General features: G+C 50.4%; 14 protein-coding genes. 1 reads left to right on the top strand and 13 read right to left on the bottom strand.

Features of this window, described 5'->3' with window-relative positions:
• Nucleotides 1-8 precede the first annotated feature (8 nt).
• On the bottom strand, nucleotides 9-218 hold the full coding sequence (rpoZ, locus tag KNO98_RS00380; protein ID WP_214698176.1) for a DNA-directed RNA polymerase subunit omega: 210 nt from the start codon (nucleotides 216-218) through the stop codon (nucleotides 9-11).
• Nucleotides 218-865 (bottom strand): guanylate kinase, encoded by a 648-nt coding sequence (gmk, locus tag KNO98_RS00375; protein WP_051545980.1) that lies wholly within the window; start codon nucleotides 863-865, stop codon nucleotides 218-220. The genes rpoZ and gmk overlap by 1 nt, the downstream gene beginning before the upstream one ends.
• A 131-nt stretch (nucleotides 866-996) precedes the next feature.
• On the opposite strand from gmk, the gene KNO98_RS00370 reads away from it, so the two are divergent.
• Nucleotides 997-2688 (top strand): Rqc2 family fibronectin-binding protein, encoded by a 1692-nt coding sequence (locus KNO98_RS00370; protein WP_026826297.1) that lies wholly within the window; start codon nucleotides 997-999, stop codon nucleotides 2686-2688.
• A 549-nt stretch (nucleotides 2689-3237) separates the two neighbouring features.
• Here KNO98_RS00370 and KNO98_RS00365 read toward each other — a convergent pair.
• The 11 genes from KNO98_RS00365 to KNO98_RS00315 form a co-directional block, all read right to left on the bottom strand.
• The gene (locus KNO98_RS00365; RefSeq protein ID WP_026826298.1) at nucleotides 3238-4176 is read right to left on the bottom strand and encodes an FUSC family protein; all 939 of its coding nucleotides are present in this window, start codon (nucleotides 4174-4176) and stop codon (nucleotides 3238-3240) included.
• Nucleotides 4173-5003 carry a hypothetical protein gene (locus tag KNO98_RS00360; protein WP_214698174.1) on the bottom strand — a complete coding sequence of 277 codons (831 nt, stop codon included), beginning with the start codon at nucleotides 5001-5003 and terminating at the stop codon, nucleotides 4173-4175. Before KNO98_RS00360 ends, KNO98_RS00365 begins: the two co-directional genes overlap by 4 nt.
• 89 nt (nucleotides 5004-5092) lie before the next feature.
• Nucleotides 5093-5719: an orotate phosphoribosyltransferase gene (gene pyrE, locus KNO98_RS00355; protein WP_214698172.1), complete on the bottom strand. Its 627-nt coding sequence runs from the start codon at nucleotides 5717-5719 to the stop codon at nucleotides 5093-5095.
• The gene (gene pyrF / locus KNO98_RS00350; protein WP_214698170.1) at nucleotides 5703-6407 is read right to left on the bottom strand and encodes an orotidine-5'-phosphate decarboxylase; all 705 of its coding nucleotides are present in this window, start codon (nucleotides 6405-6407) and stop codon (nucleotides 5703-5705) included. The genes pyrE and pyrF overlap by 17 nt, the downstream gene beginning before the upstream one ends.
• Nucleotides 6382-7308: a dihydroorotate dehydrogenase gene (locus tag KNO98_RS00345; protein WP_214698167.1), complete on the bottom strand. Its 927-nt coding sequence runs from the start codon at nucleotides 7306-7308 to the stop codon at nucleotides 6382-6384. The genes pyrF and KNO98_RS00345 overlap by 26 nt, the downstream gene beginning before the upstream one ends.
• Nucleotides 7305-8024, bottom strand: coding sequence for a dihydroorotate dehydrogenase electron transfer subunit (locus KNO98_RS00340; RefSeq protein WP_214698165.1), 720 nt, complete (start codon nucleotides 8022-8024; stop codon nucleotides 7305-7307). The genes KNO98_RS00345 and KNO98_RS00340 overlap by 4 nt, the downstream gene beginning before the upstream one ends.
• Nucleotides 8021-11224 carry a carbamoyl-phosphate synthase large subunit gene (gene carB / locus KNO98_RS00335; RefSeq protein ID WP_214698164.1) on the bottom strand — a complete coding sequence of 1068 codons (3204 nt, stop codon included), beginning with the start codon at nucleotides 11222-11224 and terminating at the stop codon, nucleotides 8021-8023. Before carB ends, KNO98_RS00340 begins: the two co-directional genes overlap by 4 nt.
• Before the next feature lies 1 nt (nucleotide 11225).
• Nucleotides 11226-12308, bottom strand: a complete 1083-nt coding sequence (locus tag KNO98_RS00330; protein ID WP_214698160.1) for a carbamoyl phosphate synthase small subunit — start codon at nucleotides 12306-12308, stop codon at nucleotides 11226-11228.
• Complete coding sequence (locus KNO98_RS00325) at nucleotides 12286-13566, bottom strand: dihydroorotase (protein WP_214698158.1); 1281 nt, start codon at nucleotides 13564-13566, stop codon at nucleotides 12286-12288. The genes KNO98_RS00330 and KNO98_RS00325 overlap by 23 nt, the downstream gene beginning before the upstream one ends.
• The gene (locus KNO98_RS00320) at nucleotides 13563-14477 is read right to left on the bottom strand and encodes an aspartate carbamoyltransferase catalytic subunit (protein WP_214698156.1); all 915 of its coding nucleotides are present in this window, start codon (nucleotides 14475-14477) and stop codon (nucleotides 13563-13565) included. Before KNO98_RS00320 ends, KNO98_RS00325 begins: the two co-directional genes overlap by 4 nt.
• Nucleotides 14478-14605: 128 nt before the next feature.
• Nucleotides 14606-15910: a uracil-xanthine permease family protein gene (locus KNO98_RS00315; protein WP_026826308.1), complete on the bottom strand. Its 1305-nt coding sequence runs from the start codon at nucleotides 15908-15910 to the stop codon at nucleotides 14606-14608.
• Between the last annotated feature and the right edge of the window lie 48 nt (nucleotides 15911-15958).

Here is a 15958-nt window from a genome sequence, read left to right as displayed (position 1 = left end):
GTCACACTTCATCCGTTGTTTTTTTCATTCATGATGATTGTCGTATCACCCGAAAATAGTTCTTCTAACGCTTGACCGACCGGCTTATATGATTTTGGTTCGGCGACTTTCGGTGCTTTTCCATCTTGAATCTGACGCGCCCGTTTTGCAGCGACCGTAACGATCGTGTATTTTGACGGGATAACACGTTGTAAGGCATCAATCGAAGGGTATAACATTAAATGACCTCCATCATAGCTTTTTTATAGAGTGACGCAACACGTTCACGTTTACAATGCTCAGCTGTCACGATCGCTTTAATTCGATCGATGGCTTTGTCGACCTCGTCGTTCGTGACGACGTAGTCATAGGCATCCATCAACTCGATTTCCTCACGCGCGACGAGCAGGCGTTGCTTGATGACTTCTTCTGACTCTGTTCCCCGTCCGATGAGACGATTACGGAGCTCTTGAAGGCTAGGTGGTGCCAAGAATAAAAAGACGGCTTCCGGGAGAAGTTCCTTCACTTGGAACGCCCCTTGCACCTCAATTTCAAGAATGACATCTTGGCCGTTTTCGAGCGTTTCACGCACCCACTCTACAGGCGTCCCGTAATAGTTGCCGACAAATTCGGCATGTTCAAGCAGTTCTTTTTGTTCGATCATCCGTTCGAACTCTTCTCTCGATTTAAAAAAGTAATGTATTCCCTCAACTTCCCCTTCACGTGGCTTTCGAGTCGTAGCCGACACCGAATATTGAAGGTTGTTGTCCTCTTCCTCACGAAGAGCACGACAAACGGTTCCTTTACCGACACCGCTTGGTCCAGACAAAACGATTAATAATCCTCGTTCTTTAAAATTCACTGCAAGCCCTCCATCTTCTAACATCACATTTAATTATAATAGCAGTCAATCAATTGTTCCGGCAAGAAGAAGTTCGGATTTCCTACTCCATCGTACCATATTTTCTGTTTTTCTGATAACGTAGAGACAGAAAATGAACAAAGGTGATGAGATCATTGGCTTATGATGGATTAATGACATATCGTGTCGTAAAAGAATTACAATCGCTCGTCGGAGGACGAGTCAACAAAGTACATCAACCGTATTCACTCGACTTGATGCTACAGATTCGCTCGAATCGACAGAACGCGCAACTACTCATATCAGCAAACGCAATGTATGCCCGTCTCCAATTGACGGATACACCGATTAAAAATCCGCAAGAACCACCGATGTTTTGCATGATGCTTCGTAAGCATATAGAAGGCGGATTCATCACGGCGGTCGAACAAATCGGACGGGACCGCGTCATCGTCATTTCGGTTCGCTCTCGTAATGAGCTCGGCGATGAAGAATCGAAGAAAGTATACATCGAACTGATGGGGCGCCACTCGAACGTCGTCTTGACGACGGAAGAGGGCAAGATTTTAGATGCAATCAAACATCTTCCCCCTTCACAAAATACGTACCGGACGATCATGCCAGGAAGTGACTATCTACTCCCGCCTGAACAAAACAAGTTTGATCCGTTGACAGAAATGACGGAAGGATTGAAGCGCATCGATTGGAATGCCGGTAAGTTGGATAAACAAATTGTCGCCACGTTCGCAGGCGTCAGCCCTCAAATCGCTCAAGAAGTCGTCCATCTCACGAAGATGCCGAACCGTGATTCCTTGCAGCAAGCGTTCGAGAACGTTCTACGTCAACTCGACGGACCATACGTCTTTCAACAACTCGCGAGTGGAAAAGAACGATTCGCTCCGATTGCGTTGACAGCTGGAGACATCGAAACCGAGGAAACGTATGAATCGAGTAAAGAAGTGCTCGACCGTTTCTACTATGAAAAGGCGAACCGGGACCGCGTCAGACAACAAGCGCACGATGTCGAACGTCTCTTAAAATCAGAACTCGAAAAGAATCAATTGAAACGCCGCCGCCTCTTGGATGATTTGAAAGCGACGGAGCGGGCGGATGAGTTACAAAAATACGGTGAGTTGTTGACGACATATCTGTTCCAATTGGAGAAAGGGATGCGTGTTGCCGAAGTCGTTGATTATTATGACGAGAATGGTGCGACCCTCACGATCCCGCTCAACCCGCTCAAAACACCAAACGAGAATGCTCAGCAGTACTATAAAAAGTACAACAAGCTAAAAATCGCAAAGGTGGAAGTACAGAAGCAACTCGAACTAAACGATGCGGAAATCGAGTATTTAGAGACGCTCATCGCACAACTTGACGTCGCCTCCCCTTCCGACATTCTTGAGATTCGTGAAGAGCTCACTGAAGAAGGATACATTCGTCAAAAACGTCAAAAGAAAAAAGCGAATCCGAAAATTTCGCTTGAAGCGTACACGTCATCGACCGGCACGGAATTTTATGTCGGGAAGAACAATACGCAAAACGACCATTTGACGTTCAAGTTCGCACGACGTGATGAAATTTGGCTACACGTTAAAGATATCCCGGGCTCACACGTCATCATCCGTTCGACGGAACCGGATGAGACGACGCTTCTTGAAGCCGCATCAGTCGCCGCTTATTTCTCGAAAGCTCGTGCGTCAAGCGGCGTCCCTGTCGATTATACGCGCGCCCGCTTCGTGAAAAAACCGAGCGGTGCAAAACCAGGATTCGTCATCTATACGGATCAACAGACCGTCTACGTGACACCAGATGAACAAGTGATGAAGTCACTGAAACAGTCGTAAACAAGAAAACCCGCCATGATGATGGCGGGAGTTTGTTGACTAACATGAATAATATCGCTCGCCTTTCCGGCGCCCATGCTTTCCGCCGGCAATCCCGGAGCCGCATCGCGACTTGGGTCGCTGCTGGGTCTCCGTTGGATTGCTTTCCTGCATGAGTCGGGGCGCCGTCGGGCGAGCAACGCAAACGGTCGTCATCTGGCGGCCGTTTGTCTTTTTCTGAGGCATCGATGGCCGAAGAAAAAGCCCGGTACATACTTCGAATCGGTCCAAACGGGGAAAAGGAAGGGAAACGCCGAGCCCACCCGTCATCAAAAGGAGGAGTCCGATATGTACCGCGCCCATCCTGAAATCATCGTCATAACATTTCTTCAATTTTGTGGGGTAGAACGCCTCAAGAAATCGAAACCTACAAAAAAAAGACGAACCAGATCGCAAAATGCGATTTGGTTCGTCAACAGCCTGCCGCCATGATGATGAGCATAAAAATGTTTGGTCGTTCTAAATGTGGCCCACCATTTCTTGATGGTGGGCCACTAACGTATAGCTTGTTCACGCTTTTGGGTCATGCTTAAACGCCTCGAGCTGTTCATGATAATCGAGCAAATGCCCATGTAAAATTTCTGAAACGGATAAATCTTCATGTGGAAGTTTGAAGAGCGAATAGGGCTTGTCACATGTATAAAGAATATCGTGATGGTGTGCCAGTAAATATAAAAATTCGGATTCGAACGCTTGTCGTTCTTCCTCACTCATCATTAAAAGCGCTTCTCGATGTTCGGCTAAACTTTCTAGTAACAATACGAGTTTGTCTTCAAGGTGAATCAATAATCGGTACTGTTTAATCGTCATATATTTCAACTTAACGTTCGTCACTTTCATATCCTCTTGAAGCATCATATGCAACTCTTGATGTCCTAGAATACGGGCTCGCGTCTCCAATAGTTCAGCCGGTGAGCCGACGAGTTCGCGCCAATGATGAAATAGAAAGGATGAAGTCTTTCGTACCTCATTTAATAACCGATCTTCATAACGAGGCGGCAAAAACGCATAGTTGACGCCAAGTGAGACGAACACTCCGACCGCCGTCAATAACGAACGCGTCCATGCGTAATGAAAGAAATCAGAAGTCGGACTTTCGAGCATCATGACGATGGCAAATGCCGCATATGTCGACATATGTGTCTTATCAAACGTCGTATTGAGCGTGAGGGCCACGATGACGGCCAATCCGATTGATAGCGGGTTGACGCCGAATAAGTAAACGATAAAGAGTCCGCACATGAGACCGACTACCGTTCCAAAGATTCGGCTGAATACAATATTTGAGGAACGTTTGACCGTCGGTTGCATCGCAACAACGGCTGCGATGGCCCCCATTCCAGAATAAATTCCAAATACATACCATGAGATAGCGACGGTAATCGAAACGGCAATACCAGTCTTTAACGTACGAAGCCCCACTTTCGGGATGTATCGTTTTCCATTCATTTCAAATCGACCTTCCCTGTTTCAGAAATCAACTCCACGACTGGTCGATTCGAGGTAGACAATTGATAGACACCCGGCTCGACTTCCTCATAACGGTCGCTGCTTGTAACCTTCCCCGCTGTCGTCACGTTCACTTGCCCGGTCGCATGTTTTGGCGTATAACTGAGCGTTCCCGCTTCCGTTTGAATGGTCATCGCCTGATTGACGACGACGTCACTGACGGTCGCATGGCGATAAGAACGAATGACCCCGCTCACGAGCCTTGCTGACTCGATCGTCGTATCACTTTTTGATTCGATTCGCAGACGGTCGCTATCGATTTGTTTCAAATTCACCGCATTCGCCTCCATCACAATCGTCTTCGCATTCAATCCTTGTCCGGTCACTTGCTCAGCCTCAAGGTGAACAGATGTCATAGAGCTCGGTAACGAGACACGTATCTTGTAGCGTGAAGGTTCATCACTCGCACGGCTACCAACATAACTGAACCATCCATATCTCTCGACAACGTAAATGGTATCTCCGACTGATTTGACTTTGATTCGTCGTTCTTTTGAGTTCGTTTGCATCACTTCAATCTGAACTTTTTCATTTGGACTTCGCACAAATTCGACGTTGCCATGATTCGTTTCGAGTCGCAACTTTTTCATTTGATATCGGTCTTCGTATTGGTCTCCTAACGCTAATAAATGGCTGAATACAAATAAATTCACGAAAAACAGCGTTGGGATGATGGTCAAGACAAGACCGAAGGCGATTTTACGGTGTTTCGGAATCGCACGAAACCGTGCGCTCCATGTCTTCTCTTTGCTTCTTGAATACGCCATATGCCTCTCCTTTTTGAATCACTTCCGTTATTTTACCATGAAGTATGACATATGCCGAATCGAAAAAGAATCCGCCCGAGGGTGGATTCTTAAGAGGTGACCAAATCGCTCCAAGCACGGGGGTCTTGCTGCCACTCACGTAAAGAATTAAGTTCCGAACGGTTGAGGATTCCTTTCGTTTCTGCAACTTCAATTAATTCTGAGAATGTCGTCAATGACTCTGCAGAAAGGTTTGCCGAGGCTAGATTTTTTTCGAGAATCGGCAATTCGTAAGAGAAGATGGCTTGAATCCCAACGACCTTACTACCCGCTTCAAGAATCGCTTTCGCTGCATCGATACTTGACATCCCTGTCGACAACAAGTCCTCGATGACGAGCACGCGTGCGCCTATATCGAGTTTCCCCTCGATTTGATTTCCCTTTCCATGTCCTTTCGCACTCGAACGAACATAGATGAAAGGAAGACCAAGTCGGTCAGCGAGCAATGCCCCGTGAGGAATACCGGCCGTAGCTGTGCCTGCGATGACATCAACCTGTGTAGGGGTAATCGACTTCACCAACTTATCGATGATCACCTGACGAACTTCAGGATAACTGAGTGTCAACCGATTGTCGCAATAAATCGGACTCTTTAGCCCGCTCGACCATGTATATGGCTCGGTCGGCGAAAGTGTGACAGCTTCAATCTGTAATAGTGCTTCAGCAATTTGTTTCATACGTTTGTCCCCATTCCATCATGAATTGTTCGTACATGGTAACCGGATCGGTCGCACGTGTAATCGGTCGCCCGACGACAATCGAGTGGACACCAGCCAGCCTAGCTTCACTCGGTGTCGCGACCCGTACTTGATCATCATCGGTTTCACCGAGTCGGATACCTGGTGTGACGGTCATAAACGTGTCCCCGAGTTCCTGATGAATCATCTTCACTTCTTGGACAGACGCGACTACCCCGTCGAGTCCAGCCTGTTTGGCGAGGGTCGCTTGGCGGATGACAGCTTGATCGAGTCGTCCTGCGATTCCTAGTTCCGTCTGCATCATTCGTTCATCTGTCGACGTCAACTGTGTCACCCCAATCAAACGAGTCGTATCACTTGCCTGACGTAACCCGTCTAACGCATAACGCATCATCTTTTCGCCACCTAGTGTGTGGACGTTCGTCACAGCCACCCCAAGTTTTCCGATTTGACGCATCGTACGACGTGCCGTCTCCGGGATATCATGTACTTTCACATCAAGAAAGACCGGGTAACCGCGGTCGACCAACTCTTCAACAAATCGTGCGCCTTCCCGATAGAAAAGTTCCATCCCGACTTTGACAGCCGGTCGGTTCGGGAACGGTTGTAACAAGTGAAATGCTTCTTCTCGTGTCTCCACGTCAAGGGCGAGATACAAGTTGTGCATAAGCCTTCCCCCTCACATCCAAAATATGTTCGATTCCGAGTGAATCAAGTCGTGCCGGTAGCGCATCAATGATTTCCTGACAGACGTATGGATTCTCAAAGTTTGCCGTTCCGACCGCGACGGCTGACGCCCCAGCGTAGATGAATTCAAGCACATCGTCGACCGTTCGAACCCCACCCATGGCGATAATCGGAATATTGACCGCTTGCGCGACCTCATATACCATTCGGACGGCTACCGGTTTGATGGCTGGACCGGATAACCCGCCGATTCGGTTCGCTAAAATCGGTCGCCCCGTTTCGATATCGATTCGCATCCCGACGAGCGTGTTAATCATCGTCAATCCGTCCGCACCGGCCGCCTCGACCGCTTGTGCCATGTCGGTAATCGACGTGACGTTCGGGGACAGCTTGACATAGACCGGCTTACTCGAAGCCGCTTTGACGAGTCGCGTGAGTTCTGCAGCCATCACCGGGTCCGTCCCAAACTGCATGCCCCCACATTTCACGTTCGGACACGAGATGTTCAATTCGACCGCTTTAATGGTCGGGTCTGCACTGATTCGACGAGCGACTTCTACATACTCACCCGGCGTCGAACCGGCGACATTGGCGATGATTTCCGTATCGAACGTCGAGAGGAATGGCAATTTTTCTTCGATGATTGCATCGACTCCTGGATTTTGAAGACCGATCGCATTGAGCATGCCTTGTGCAGTCTCGGCGACACGTGGGGTCGGATTTCCGAACCTCGATTCCTCCGTCGCTGCCTTAATCATGATGCCTCCTAAGATGGAGAGATCATACAGTTTTGCAAACTCTTCACCGAATCCGAAACATCCCGAAGCCGGAATAATCGGGTTTTTTAAATGAAGACCTGGTAACTCGACATTCAATCTCATAACAGCACCTCTTCCGCATTGAATACCGGACCGTCACTACAGACTTTCACATAACCCTCCGGTGCCTGACAGACGCAGGCAAAACAGGCGCCAATCCCGCAGCCCATCCGATTCTCGATCGAGATAAATCGTTCAGGAATGGGTGAAGCGGCGACTGCCTTTAACATCGCTTCCGGCCCACAGCTAAACAACACGTCCGCTTCGACGCGTGCAAGTGGTCTCGTGACGAATCCAAGCTCCCCGTGACTGCCGTCTACTGTCGTGATGATGGTCTCACCAAGTTCACGAAATGCGTCTTCATAAAAGACACTTTCTTGTGAATCAAACCCGAGAATCGCAATCGTCTCGATCCCCATCTCATGTAGTCGACGTCTGACGTAGTATAGGGGTGGGACCCCAATGCCACCACCGACGAGGACGACCCGCTTTCCATGTTGTGCAAGTGGAAATCCGTTTCCGAGTGGACCAAGAACGTCCAACGTGTCCCCAACACGCTTAGCAGCTAATTCAGATGTTCCTTCCCCAATCACTTTATATATGAAGGTGATTTCGTCTCCTTCGACGTTCGCCACTGACAACGGCCGACGTAACAAGCCGGACGTCTTGATATGAAAGAACGTCCCAGGGGCGATCTCCACCCCGGGGCAGCGTACTTTCATCTCCATCGTCGCTCTGGCGATTTGACGGTTGCTGACAATTGTCACGTCACGTTTCATACCATCACCCCGAACTTTGTGAACGCCGGAATGCTGACCGTTTCGAACGATAGACTTTCAATGACTTGTAACAAGGCTTCGGCTGTATCGAGCGATGTGAGACAGAGCGTGCCTTGTTCTGCAGCCATACGCCGAATCAAGAAGCCATCTTTTGTGACGAGGGCATCACGACTCGTCGTATTGATAATCAAGTCGACGTCTCCTCGCTCGATCACGCTGAGCATCGTCTCACCATCTTCTTGAATTTTGCCGACTCGACGAACACGCATCTGTTCCGCTTCGAGACCGTCTGCCGTCCCACTCGTTGCCATGAGGCGGAAACCGAGACGGTCGAAACGTTTCGCCAAGGCGATGGCCTCATCCTTATCATGATCGGCAATCGTCATGAGCACGTTCCCTTTCAAGGCGATGTTCATCCCCGCTGCGACGAGCCCTTTGTAGAGCGCTTTTTCGAGCGTCCGGTCTGTCGCCATGACTTCCCCTGTCGACTTCATCTCTGGTCCGAGCGATGGGTCTACCTCTTTCAATTTCGCAAACGAGAAGACTGGTACTTTGACCGAGATACCGTCTGACTCTGGATGAATGCCCGTCCCGAGACCGAGTTCTTTCAAGCTCGTCCCAAGAATCGTCTGAGTCGCGATCCGTGCGACCGGTAAACCTGTCACTTTCGAGATGAACGGCACGGTACGACTCGCACGTGGGTTCACCTCGATGACGTATAGGTCGTCCGCATAGACGAACTGGATATTGAGAAGCCCTTTGATTCGGAATGCTTTCGCCAATTTGATCGTATAGTCGACGACTTTTTGCTTCAATTCGTCACTGAGACGTTGTGGCGGATAGACGGCAATCGAATCGCCCGAGTGTACGCCGGCACGTTCGATATGCTCCATGATCCCTGGGATGTAGACGTCCGTCCCGTCACAGATCGCATCGACTTCAATCTCAATTCCTGTCAAATAGCGATCGATGAGTACCGGTCGATCTTTCGAGGCGATGACCGCATGTCGCATGTACCGCTCAAGCTCAGACTGTTCATAAACGATTTCCATCGCCCGTCCACCGAGGACATACGATGGTCGGACGAGTACCGGATAGCCGAGTTCATTCGCACAAACGACGGCGTCTTCCACATTTGTCGCTGTCTTCCCTGGTGGTTGAGCCAATCGCTCAGCGGACAATGTGGCTTCAAACGCCTTCCGGTCTTCGGCACGGTCGATATCTTCCAGAGCCGTCCCAAGAATCTTTACGCCGTTCGCTTCTAGCGATGCTGCCAAATTGATGGCAGTCTGCCCACCGAATTGGACGATGACACCAAGAGGATTCTCGTTCTCGATGACCTCTAATACATCTTCTGTCGTCAACGGCTCGAAATACAATCGATCGGAGATGGAGAAGTCCGTCGAGACCGTTTCTGGATTGTTGTTGATGATGATTGCTTCGTAACCCGCATCTCGAATCGTTTGGATCGAGTGAACGGTCGCATAGTCGAATTCGACACCTTGACCGATTCGAATCGGTCCCGACCCGAGGACGAGGATGGACTCCCGGTCTGTCTTGACCGCTTCATTCTCCACTTCATACGTTCCATAGAAGTATGGCGTCTCAGAAGCGAACTCGGCCGCGCACGTATCGACCATCTTATAGACGGGACGTATGTTCCATTCTTTCCGTTTCGTGCGAACCGCTTCTGTATCCATCGAGAGCATGCGGGCGATTGCCACATCACTGAAGCCGAGGCGTTTCACATCGAGTAAACGTTCTGACGTTAACGGCTCCGCGACGAGTTGTTGCTCAACTTGCCAAATCCGACTCAGTTTGTGTAAGTAGAATCGATCGATTTTTGTCAGTTGGTGTAGCGCTTCTACCGTGTATCCGCGACGAAGGGCCTCATATACGATGAACAAACGCTCGTCTGTCGGATGGGTGAGTCCATTCTCGAGCTGTTCTGTGTCTAATGCTTGAAGTTGTGGAACGTAGAGTTCTTCCGTGCCCAGTTCGAGCGAACGTACCGCTTTTAACAGTGCCTCTTCTAAATTTCGACCGATGGCCATGACCTCACCCGTCGCCTTCATTTGTGTGCCTAAGCGGCGATCCGCGGACTCAAACTTATCGAAAGCGAAACGTGGGATTTTGGCGACGACGTAATCGAGCGCCGGTTCGAACGAGGCGTAGCTCGTCTCTGTGACCGGGTTTTTCAATTCTGATAACTTGTAGCCGACAGCGACTTTTGCAGCGAGTTTGGCAATCGGATAGCCTGTCGCTTTTGATGCGAGCGCCGAACTTCGGGAAACACGTGGATTCACTTCGATGACGTAGTACGTGAAGCTGTCTGGGTCGAGGGCGAATTGGATGTTGCATCCTCCCTCAATCCCAAGTGCCCGAATGATGTCGAGCGAGACGCTACGTAGCATCTGGTAATCCCGATCTGACAGCGTCTGAGTCGGGGCGAACACAATCGAGTCACCGGTGTGGACTCCGACCGGGTCAAAGTTTTCCATCGCACAGACGATGATGGCTTGGTCACTCGAGTCACGCATCACCTCGAACTCGACTTCTTTCATCCCGGCAATCGATTTCTCTAACAAGACTTGCGTCACAGGACTCGCTTTTAGTCCAGATTCGACGATTTGCTCGAACGATTCCCGATCATGGGCAATCCCTCCACCGGTTCCCCCGAGCGTGTACGCAGGTCGGATGATGATCGGATAGCCAATCCGTTCCGCAAATCCCCAAGCAGACTCGAGCGTATGGACGATCTCACTTTCAGGTACACCGTGACCGAGTTCAAACATCAAGTTACGGAACTGTTCCCGGTCCTCCGCCTGAACGATCGCAGACAGTTTCGTCCCGAGAAGTTCCACGCCACAATCACGTAAGACACCCCGTTTGTCGAGTTCAAATGCCAAGTTCAACCCTGTTTGTCCTCCTAGCGTCGCCAGAAGTGCATCGGGACGTTCTTGCCGGATAATCCGCTCGACGAATTCTGGTTCGAGCGGTTCGATGTAGACACGGTCCGCTGTCGTCGGATCCGTCATGATTGTTGCAGGATTCGAGTTGACGAGAATGACTTCATAGCCTTCTTCTTTCAAGGCAAGACATGCCTGTGTACCAGCATAATCAAACTCCGCTGCTTGTCCGATTACAATCGGTCCTGATCCGATTACGAGGATTTTCTGAATATCTGGTCGTTTTGGCATGTCAAATTCCCACTTTCTGTTTGTTTTCTTGTACGAGTTGCATGAAACGGTCAAACAAGTCGTTGGCGTCGTACGGTCCCGGTGCTGCCTCGGGATGGTACTGTACCGAGAACGTCGGATGGTGGAGGTGTCTCACCCCTTCAATCGTTCCATCGTTGACCGCACGATGTGTCACGATGAGCGGTGTATCGAGTAGTGACGTTTCCTCTACCGCATATCCATGATTTTGTGACGTGATGGTCACGGCACCTGTCTCGAGCTCAAGTACCGGATGGTTCGCGCCACGGTGTCCGAACGGAAGCTTGAACGTGTCCGCCCCGTTTGCGAGAGCGATCAGCTGGTGACCGAGACAAATCCCGAACATCGGAGTCGTCGGCATGAGTTGTTCGATGAGTGGTAGTGCCGTCGGAACATCTTTTGGATTTCCAGGTCCGTTCGACAACATGATACCGTCCGGCTCATACCGCAATACGTCTTCTGCCGTCACGTCGTGCGGGAAGACGATGACCTCACACTCTCGCTTCATCAGTTCACGCATGATACCGAGTTTCGCCCCGAAGTCGATCAAGGCGATGCGAGGACCAGTTCCCGTACTCACATACGTCCGTTTCGTCGATACGCGTGCCACCTGATCTGTTGGAGAAACTTCATCAAATCGAGCCCGTACCTCGTCCCAAGTCAACTCTCCATCGATGAGGACGCCGCGCATGACCCCTTTTGCACGTAAATGACGTGTCAACATCCGTGTATCGATATCCGATAGTCCTGGAATGCCGAAGCGGGTAAGTGTCGCGTCGAGTGTCGCCGTTGAACGAAAGTTCGATGGCGTATCGCACGCCTCTTTCACGATTAGTGCTTTTGCCATCGGTACCGTCGTTTCAAAATCCTCACGATTGACGCCATAGTTCCCGATCAGTGGGTTCGTAAGAACAATCATTTGGTCGCAGTACGATGGGTCCGATAAGATTTCTTGGTAACCTGTCATCCCTGTCTGGAAGACGACTTCCCCCATCGTATCCGCCGGTGCCCCGAATCCTTTACCGACAAATGCCATGCCATCCTCAAGCCATAATGTTCGTTTCATCAAATCGCCCCTTATATACAATTTCGCCGCCGACCATCGTCATGACTGGCCACCCGACAAGCTCTCTCCCCGCGAACGGTGTATTCTTTCCTTTTGAATAAAAAGTAGTGGGATCGACCACACGCGTCGTTTCCGTGTCGATGAGAACCATGTCCGCGTCCGCCCCCACCTGAAGTTCCCCTCTCGATAAGCCGAATACGTCACTCGGACGTTTCGTCATCCAGTCGAGCAACTGACGCTCTTCCATGACCCCGCTTTTTACAAACGTCGTGTAAAGAAGTGGAAGTGCTGTTTCGAAACCGGTAATGCCAAACGGAGCCCGCTCCATCCCTTGTGTTTTTTCTTCAGCTGTATGGGGAGCATGGTCCGTTGCGATCATGTCAATCGTCCCGTCGAATAATCCTTCGATGAGGGCTTGTCGATCATCCTCGCTTCGGAGCGGTGGATTCATCTTGAAGTTTGCATCGAGACCCGGGATGTCCTCTTCGCTCAAGACGAGATGATGAGGGGTCACTTCTGCGGTCACTTTGATGCCTGCCAGTTTCGCATCCCGGATGACACGAACCGATTGCCGCGATGAGACGTGACAGACGTGATAGTGACACCCTGTCTCTTCAGCAATCAAAACGTCGCGAGCGATATGAATGCTTTCGGCGAGGCTCGGAATCCCTTGAATTCCATGCACCTCACTGAATTTCCCTTCGTGGACCGCGCCCGCTTTAAGCGTATTGTCCTCACAGTGAGCGACAATTGCTTTGTTCAATCGTTTCGCTTCACGCATCGCTTCACGCATCATCGCTGCTGATTGGACGCCGACCCCGTCATCTGTGAAAGCAAACGCATCTGCGAGCGATTCCATGTCGACTTGTTCTTCACCGAGCTGTCGTTTCGTGATGGCGGCGTATGGAAGGACACGGACGACCGCATCCTGTTCAATCTTTTGAAGGAGAACATCCATCGTCTCGCGATTGTCTGGAACCGGTCGCGTATTCGGCATAGAGCAGATGGTCGTGAAACCACCTGCCGCAGCAGCCAGCGTCCCTGTCTTGATCGTCTCTTTCGCTTCGCCTCCTGGTTCTCTTAAATGAACATGCACATCGACAAGTCCTGGAGCGAGCAAATAGCCCGATGCATCGACGATTTCTTGTCCCGTCGTCTCCCCTTTATAGTCAAGTGATTCAATCTTTCCGTCTTTCACTTGAATGGCTGTCGTACGCTTCGTTCCCTTGTCATACCATGTCGCGTTTTGAAGTATCATTGTTGTCCTCCTAATGCTCGATTTAAGATGCTCATACGGGCGTATACCCCATTCTTCATTTGCGGGAAGATGCGTGACCGTTCATGTTCGATCAGACTGCCCGCAATCTCGACATCCCGATTGACCGGTGCCGGATGCATGATGATGGCACCTTCTTTCATTCGTTCGATTCGTTCGACCGTCAAGCCGTAACGCGTGTGGTACTCTTCTTTTGAAAAGATGTCACCCATAATGTGGCGCTCGTGCTGGACACGGAGCAGCATGATGACATCACTTTCACCTAAGACATCATCAAGCTCTTTTCGCTCCAACCCCATCGAATCGTCCCACCAGGAGACCGGGCTACATCCGACCACGTTCGAACCGAGGCGCTTCAAGACGCTTGCGTTCGAGCGGGCGACACGGCTGTGGACGAGATCACCACAGATGGCCACGTTCAACCCTTGAAACGTTCTGAACTCTTCAAAGATGGTGACGAGGTCGAGCAATGATTGCGATGGATGTTCCCCGCTCCCATCGCCCCCATTCAGTACCGGGATGTTCAACTTCTCGACGAGTTCATGATAATATCCCGCCTCCGGATGTCGAATGACAAGCGCGTCCACGCCGATGGCTTCGAGCGTTTTACACGTATCGTATAACGTCTCGCCTTTCGTGACCGATGACGTCGTCACGTCGAACGGAATCTCTTGCATGTTCAGATGGCGTTCGGCCATTTGAAATGAATTTTTCGTGCGTGTCGAGTTTTCAAAGAACAGGTTCGCGACCGTCTTCCCGTCAAATAATGGCGGTAGGTCTCCTTGCTTGTAGCGCAATGACTCTTCAATCATGCCCATGATCTCCTCAAGGGAAAGTGTGTCCAAACTGACGAAGTGTTTGACCGGTTTCACGTCTGTCTGCATCGTATTCATGTTCGTCTCCTCCTTTTGTTAGAGGCAAAGAGAAAAGGCGTCTCTTCACCTAGTGAAGGGACGCCTTTACTTGAGCAGAGTACGCCCAAATAAACGAGCCTTCACTTTGCCGACCTCACGGGATCGATTTAAAAGTTACTTGCTTGTTTCGTTTCTTCAGTTGTGTTGACTTCGTCAATCGAATCGTCTTCTTCTTTCGGTAAAATGACGTTTAAGAGAATCCCGACGACTGTCGCGAGTGCCATTCCTTGTACAGGGAAGCTGCCAAGTTGTACCATTGCCCCGCCTAGACCGATGACGAGGATGACCGATGAGATAATCAAGTTGCGTTTCTCCGCCAAGTCGACTTTACTTTCCACCATCGTGCGCAGCCCGTTCGAGGCGATAACCCCGAACAAGAGGATCGAGATGCCCCCTTTTACCGGATTCGGGATGGTCGAGATGAACGCTTCAACGTGACCGAGGAATCCGAAGCTGATGGCCATGAGCGCCGCTCCTGCGATGACATACACACTGTACACCCGTGTGATCGCCATGACACCGTTGTTTTCCCCATACGTCGTACACGGTGGACCACCGAGCGCAGAAGCGACTGCCTTCCCTACCCCATCACCTAGTAATGTCCGGTGGAGACCCGGATCTTTCATCGTCTCCCGTCCAATGATTTTTGAGGTGACCATTTGATCTCCGATATGCTCCGTCATCGTGACGAGTGCGACGGGTACGATGGCGAGGAGCGCACCGACTTGCCACATCGGCATATAGTCGACGAACACCATTGTGAAGTCAGGAAGTTGGAACAAGCTAGCTTGTTGGATTGGTGAGTAGTCGATGATTCCGAACGCAGCGGCGATGGCATACCCTCCAACGATTCCGAATAGAATCGGAACCGCTCCCCAAACACCTTTCAATTTCGTCATGGCGAGCATCGTGATCCCAAGTGTAAGTAGTGCAATCATCATGAATGTGCCATTGTATGCACCATCTTGATTCATCGACATGTCGATGGCGACTGGTGCGAGCGAGAGCCCGATGACCATGATGACCGGTCCGACAACAACTGGTGGAAGCAATCGAAGCAACCAATTGACACCTGTTTTATAGATGATCAACGAAACAACACCGTATACGGAACCGGCGACGATGCCTCCGAACAGTGCAGCTTCGACACCCCATTGCTGACTGACCGCAATGATTGGCGCGATGTAGGCAAAACTTGAACCTAAGTATGTTGGGACTTTGAAGCGAGTAATCGCTAGGAATGAGAGCGTGGCCACTCCGGAAGCGACGAGGGCGACCGATGTATTTAATCCTGTCAAAATCGGGACTAAAATCGTCGCTCCGAACATGGCGAAGACGTGCTGAAGGCTGAAAAGTAGCCATTGTGGAAAGTGAGCGGGACGCTCGTGGATGTGTAGTACGGGTTGTTTCATATTGAATTTCTCCTTCCTGGCCTCTCTGGACCACCTTAAAGGTTTGAG

Source organism: Exiguobacterium sp. s57 (assembly GCF_018617685.1).
GTDB lineage: Bacteria > Bacillota > Bacilli > Exiguobacteriales > Exiguobacteriaceae > Exiguobacterium > Exiguobacterium marinum.
Note: the sequence above shows the minus strand (reverse complement) of the source record. Positions and strands in the feature narration are given on the sequence as shown.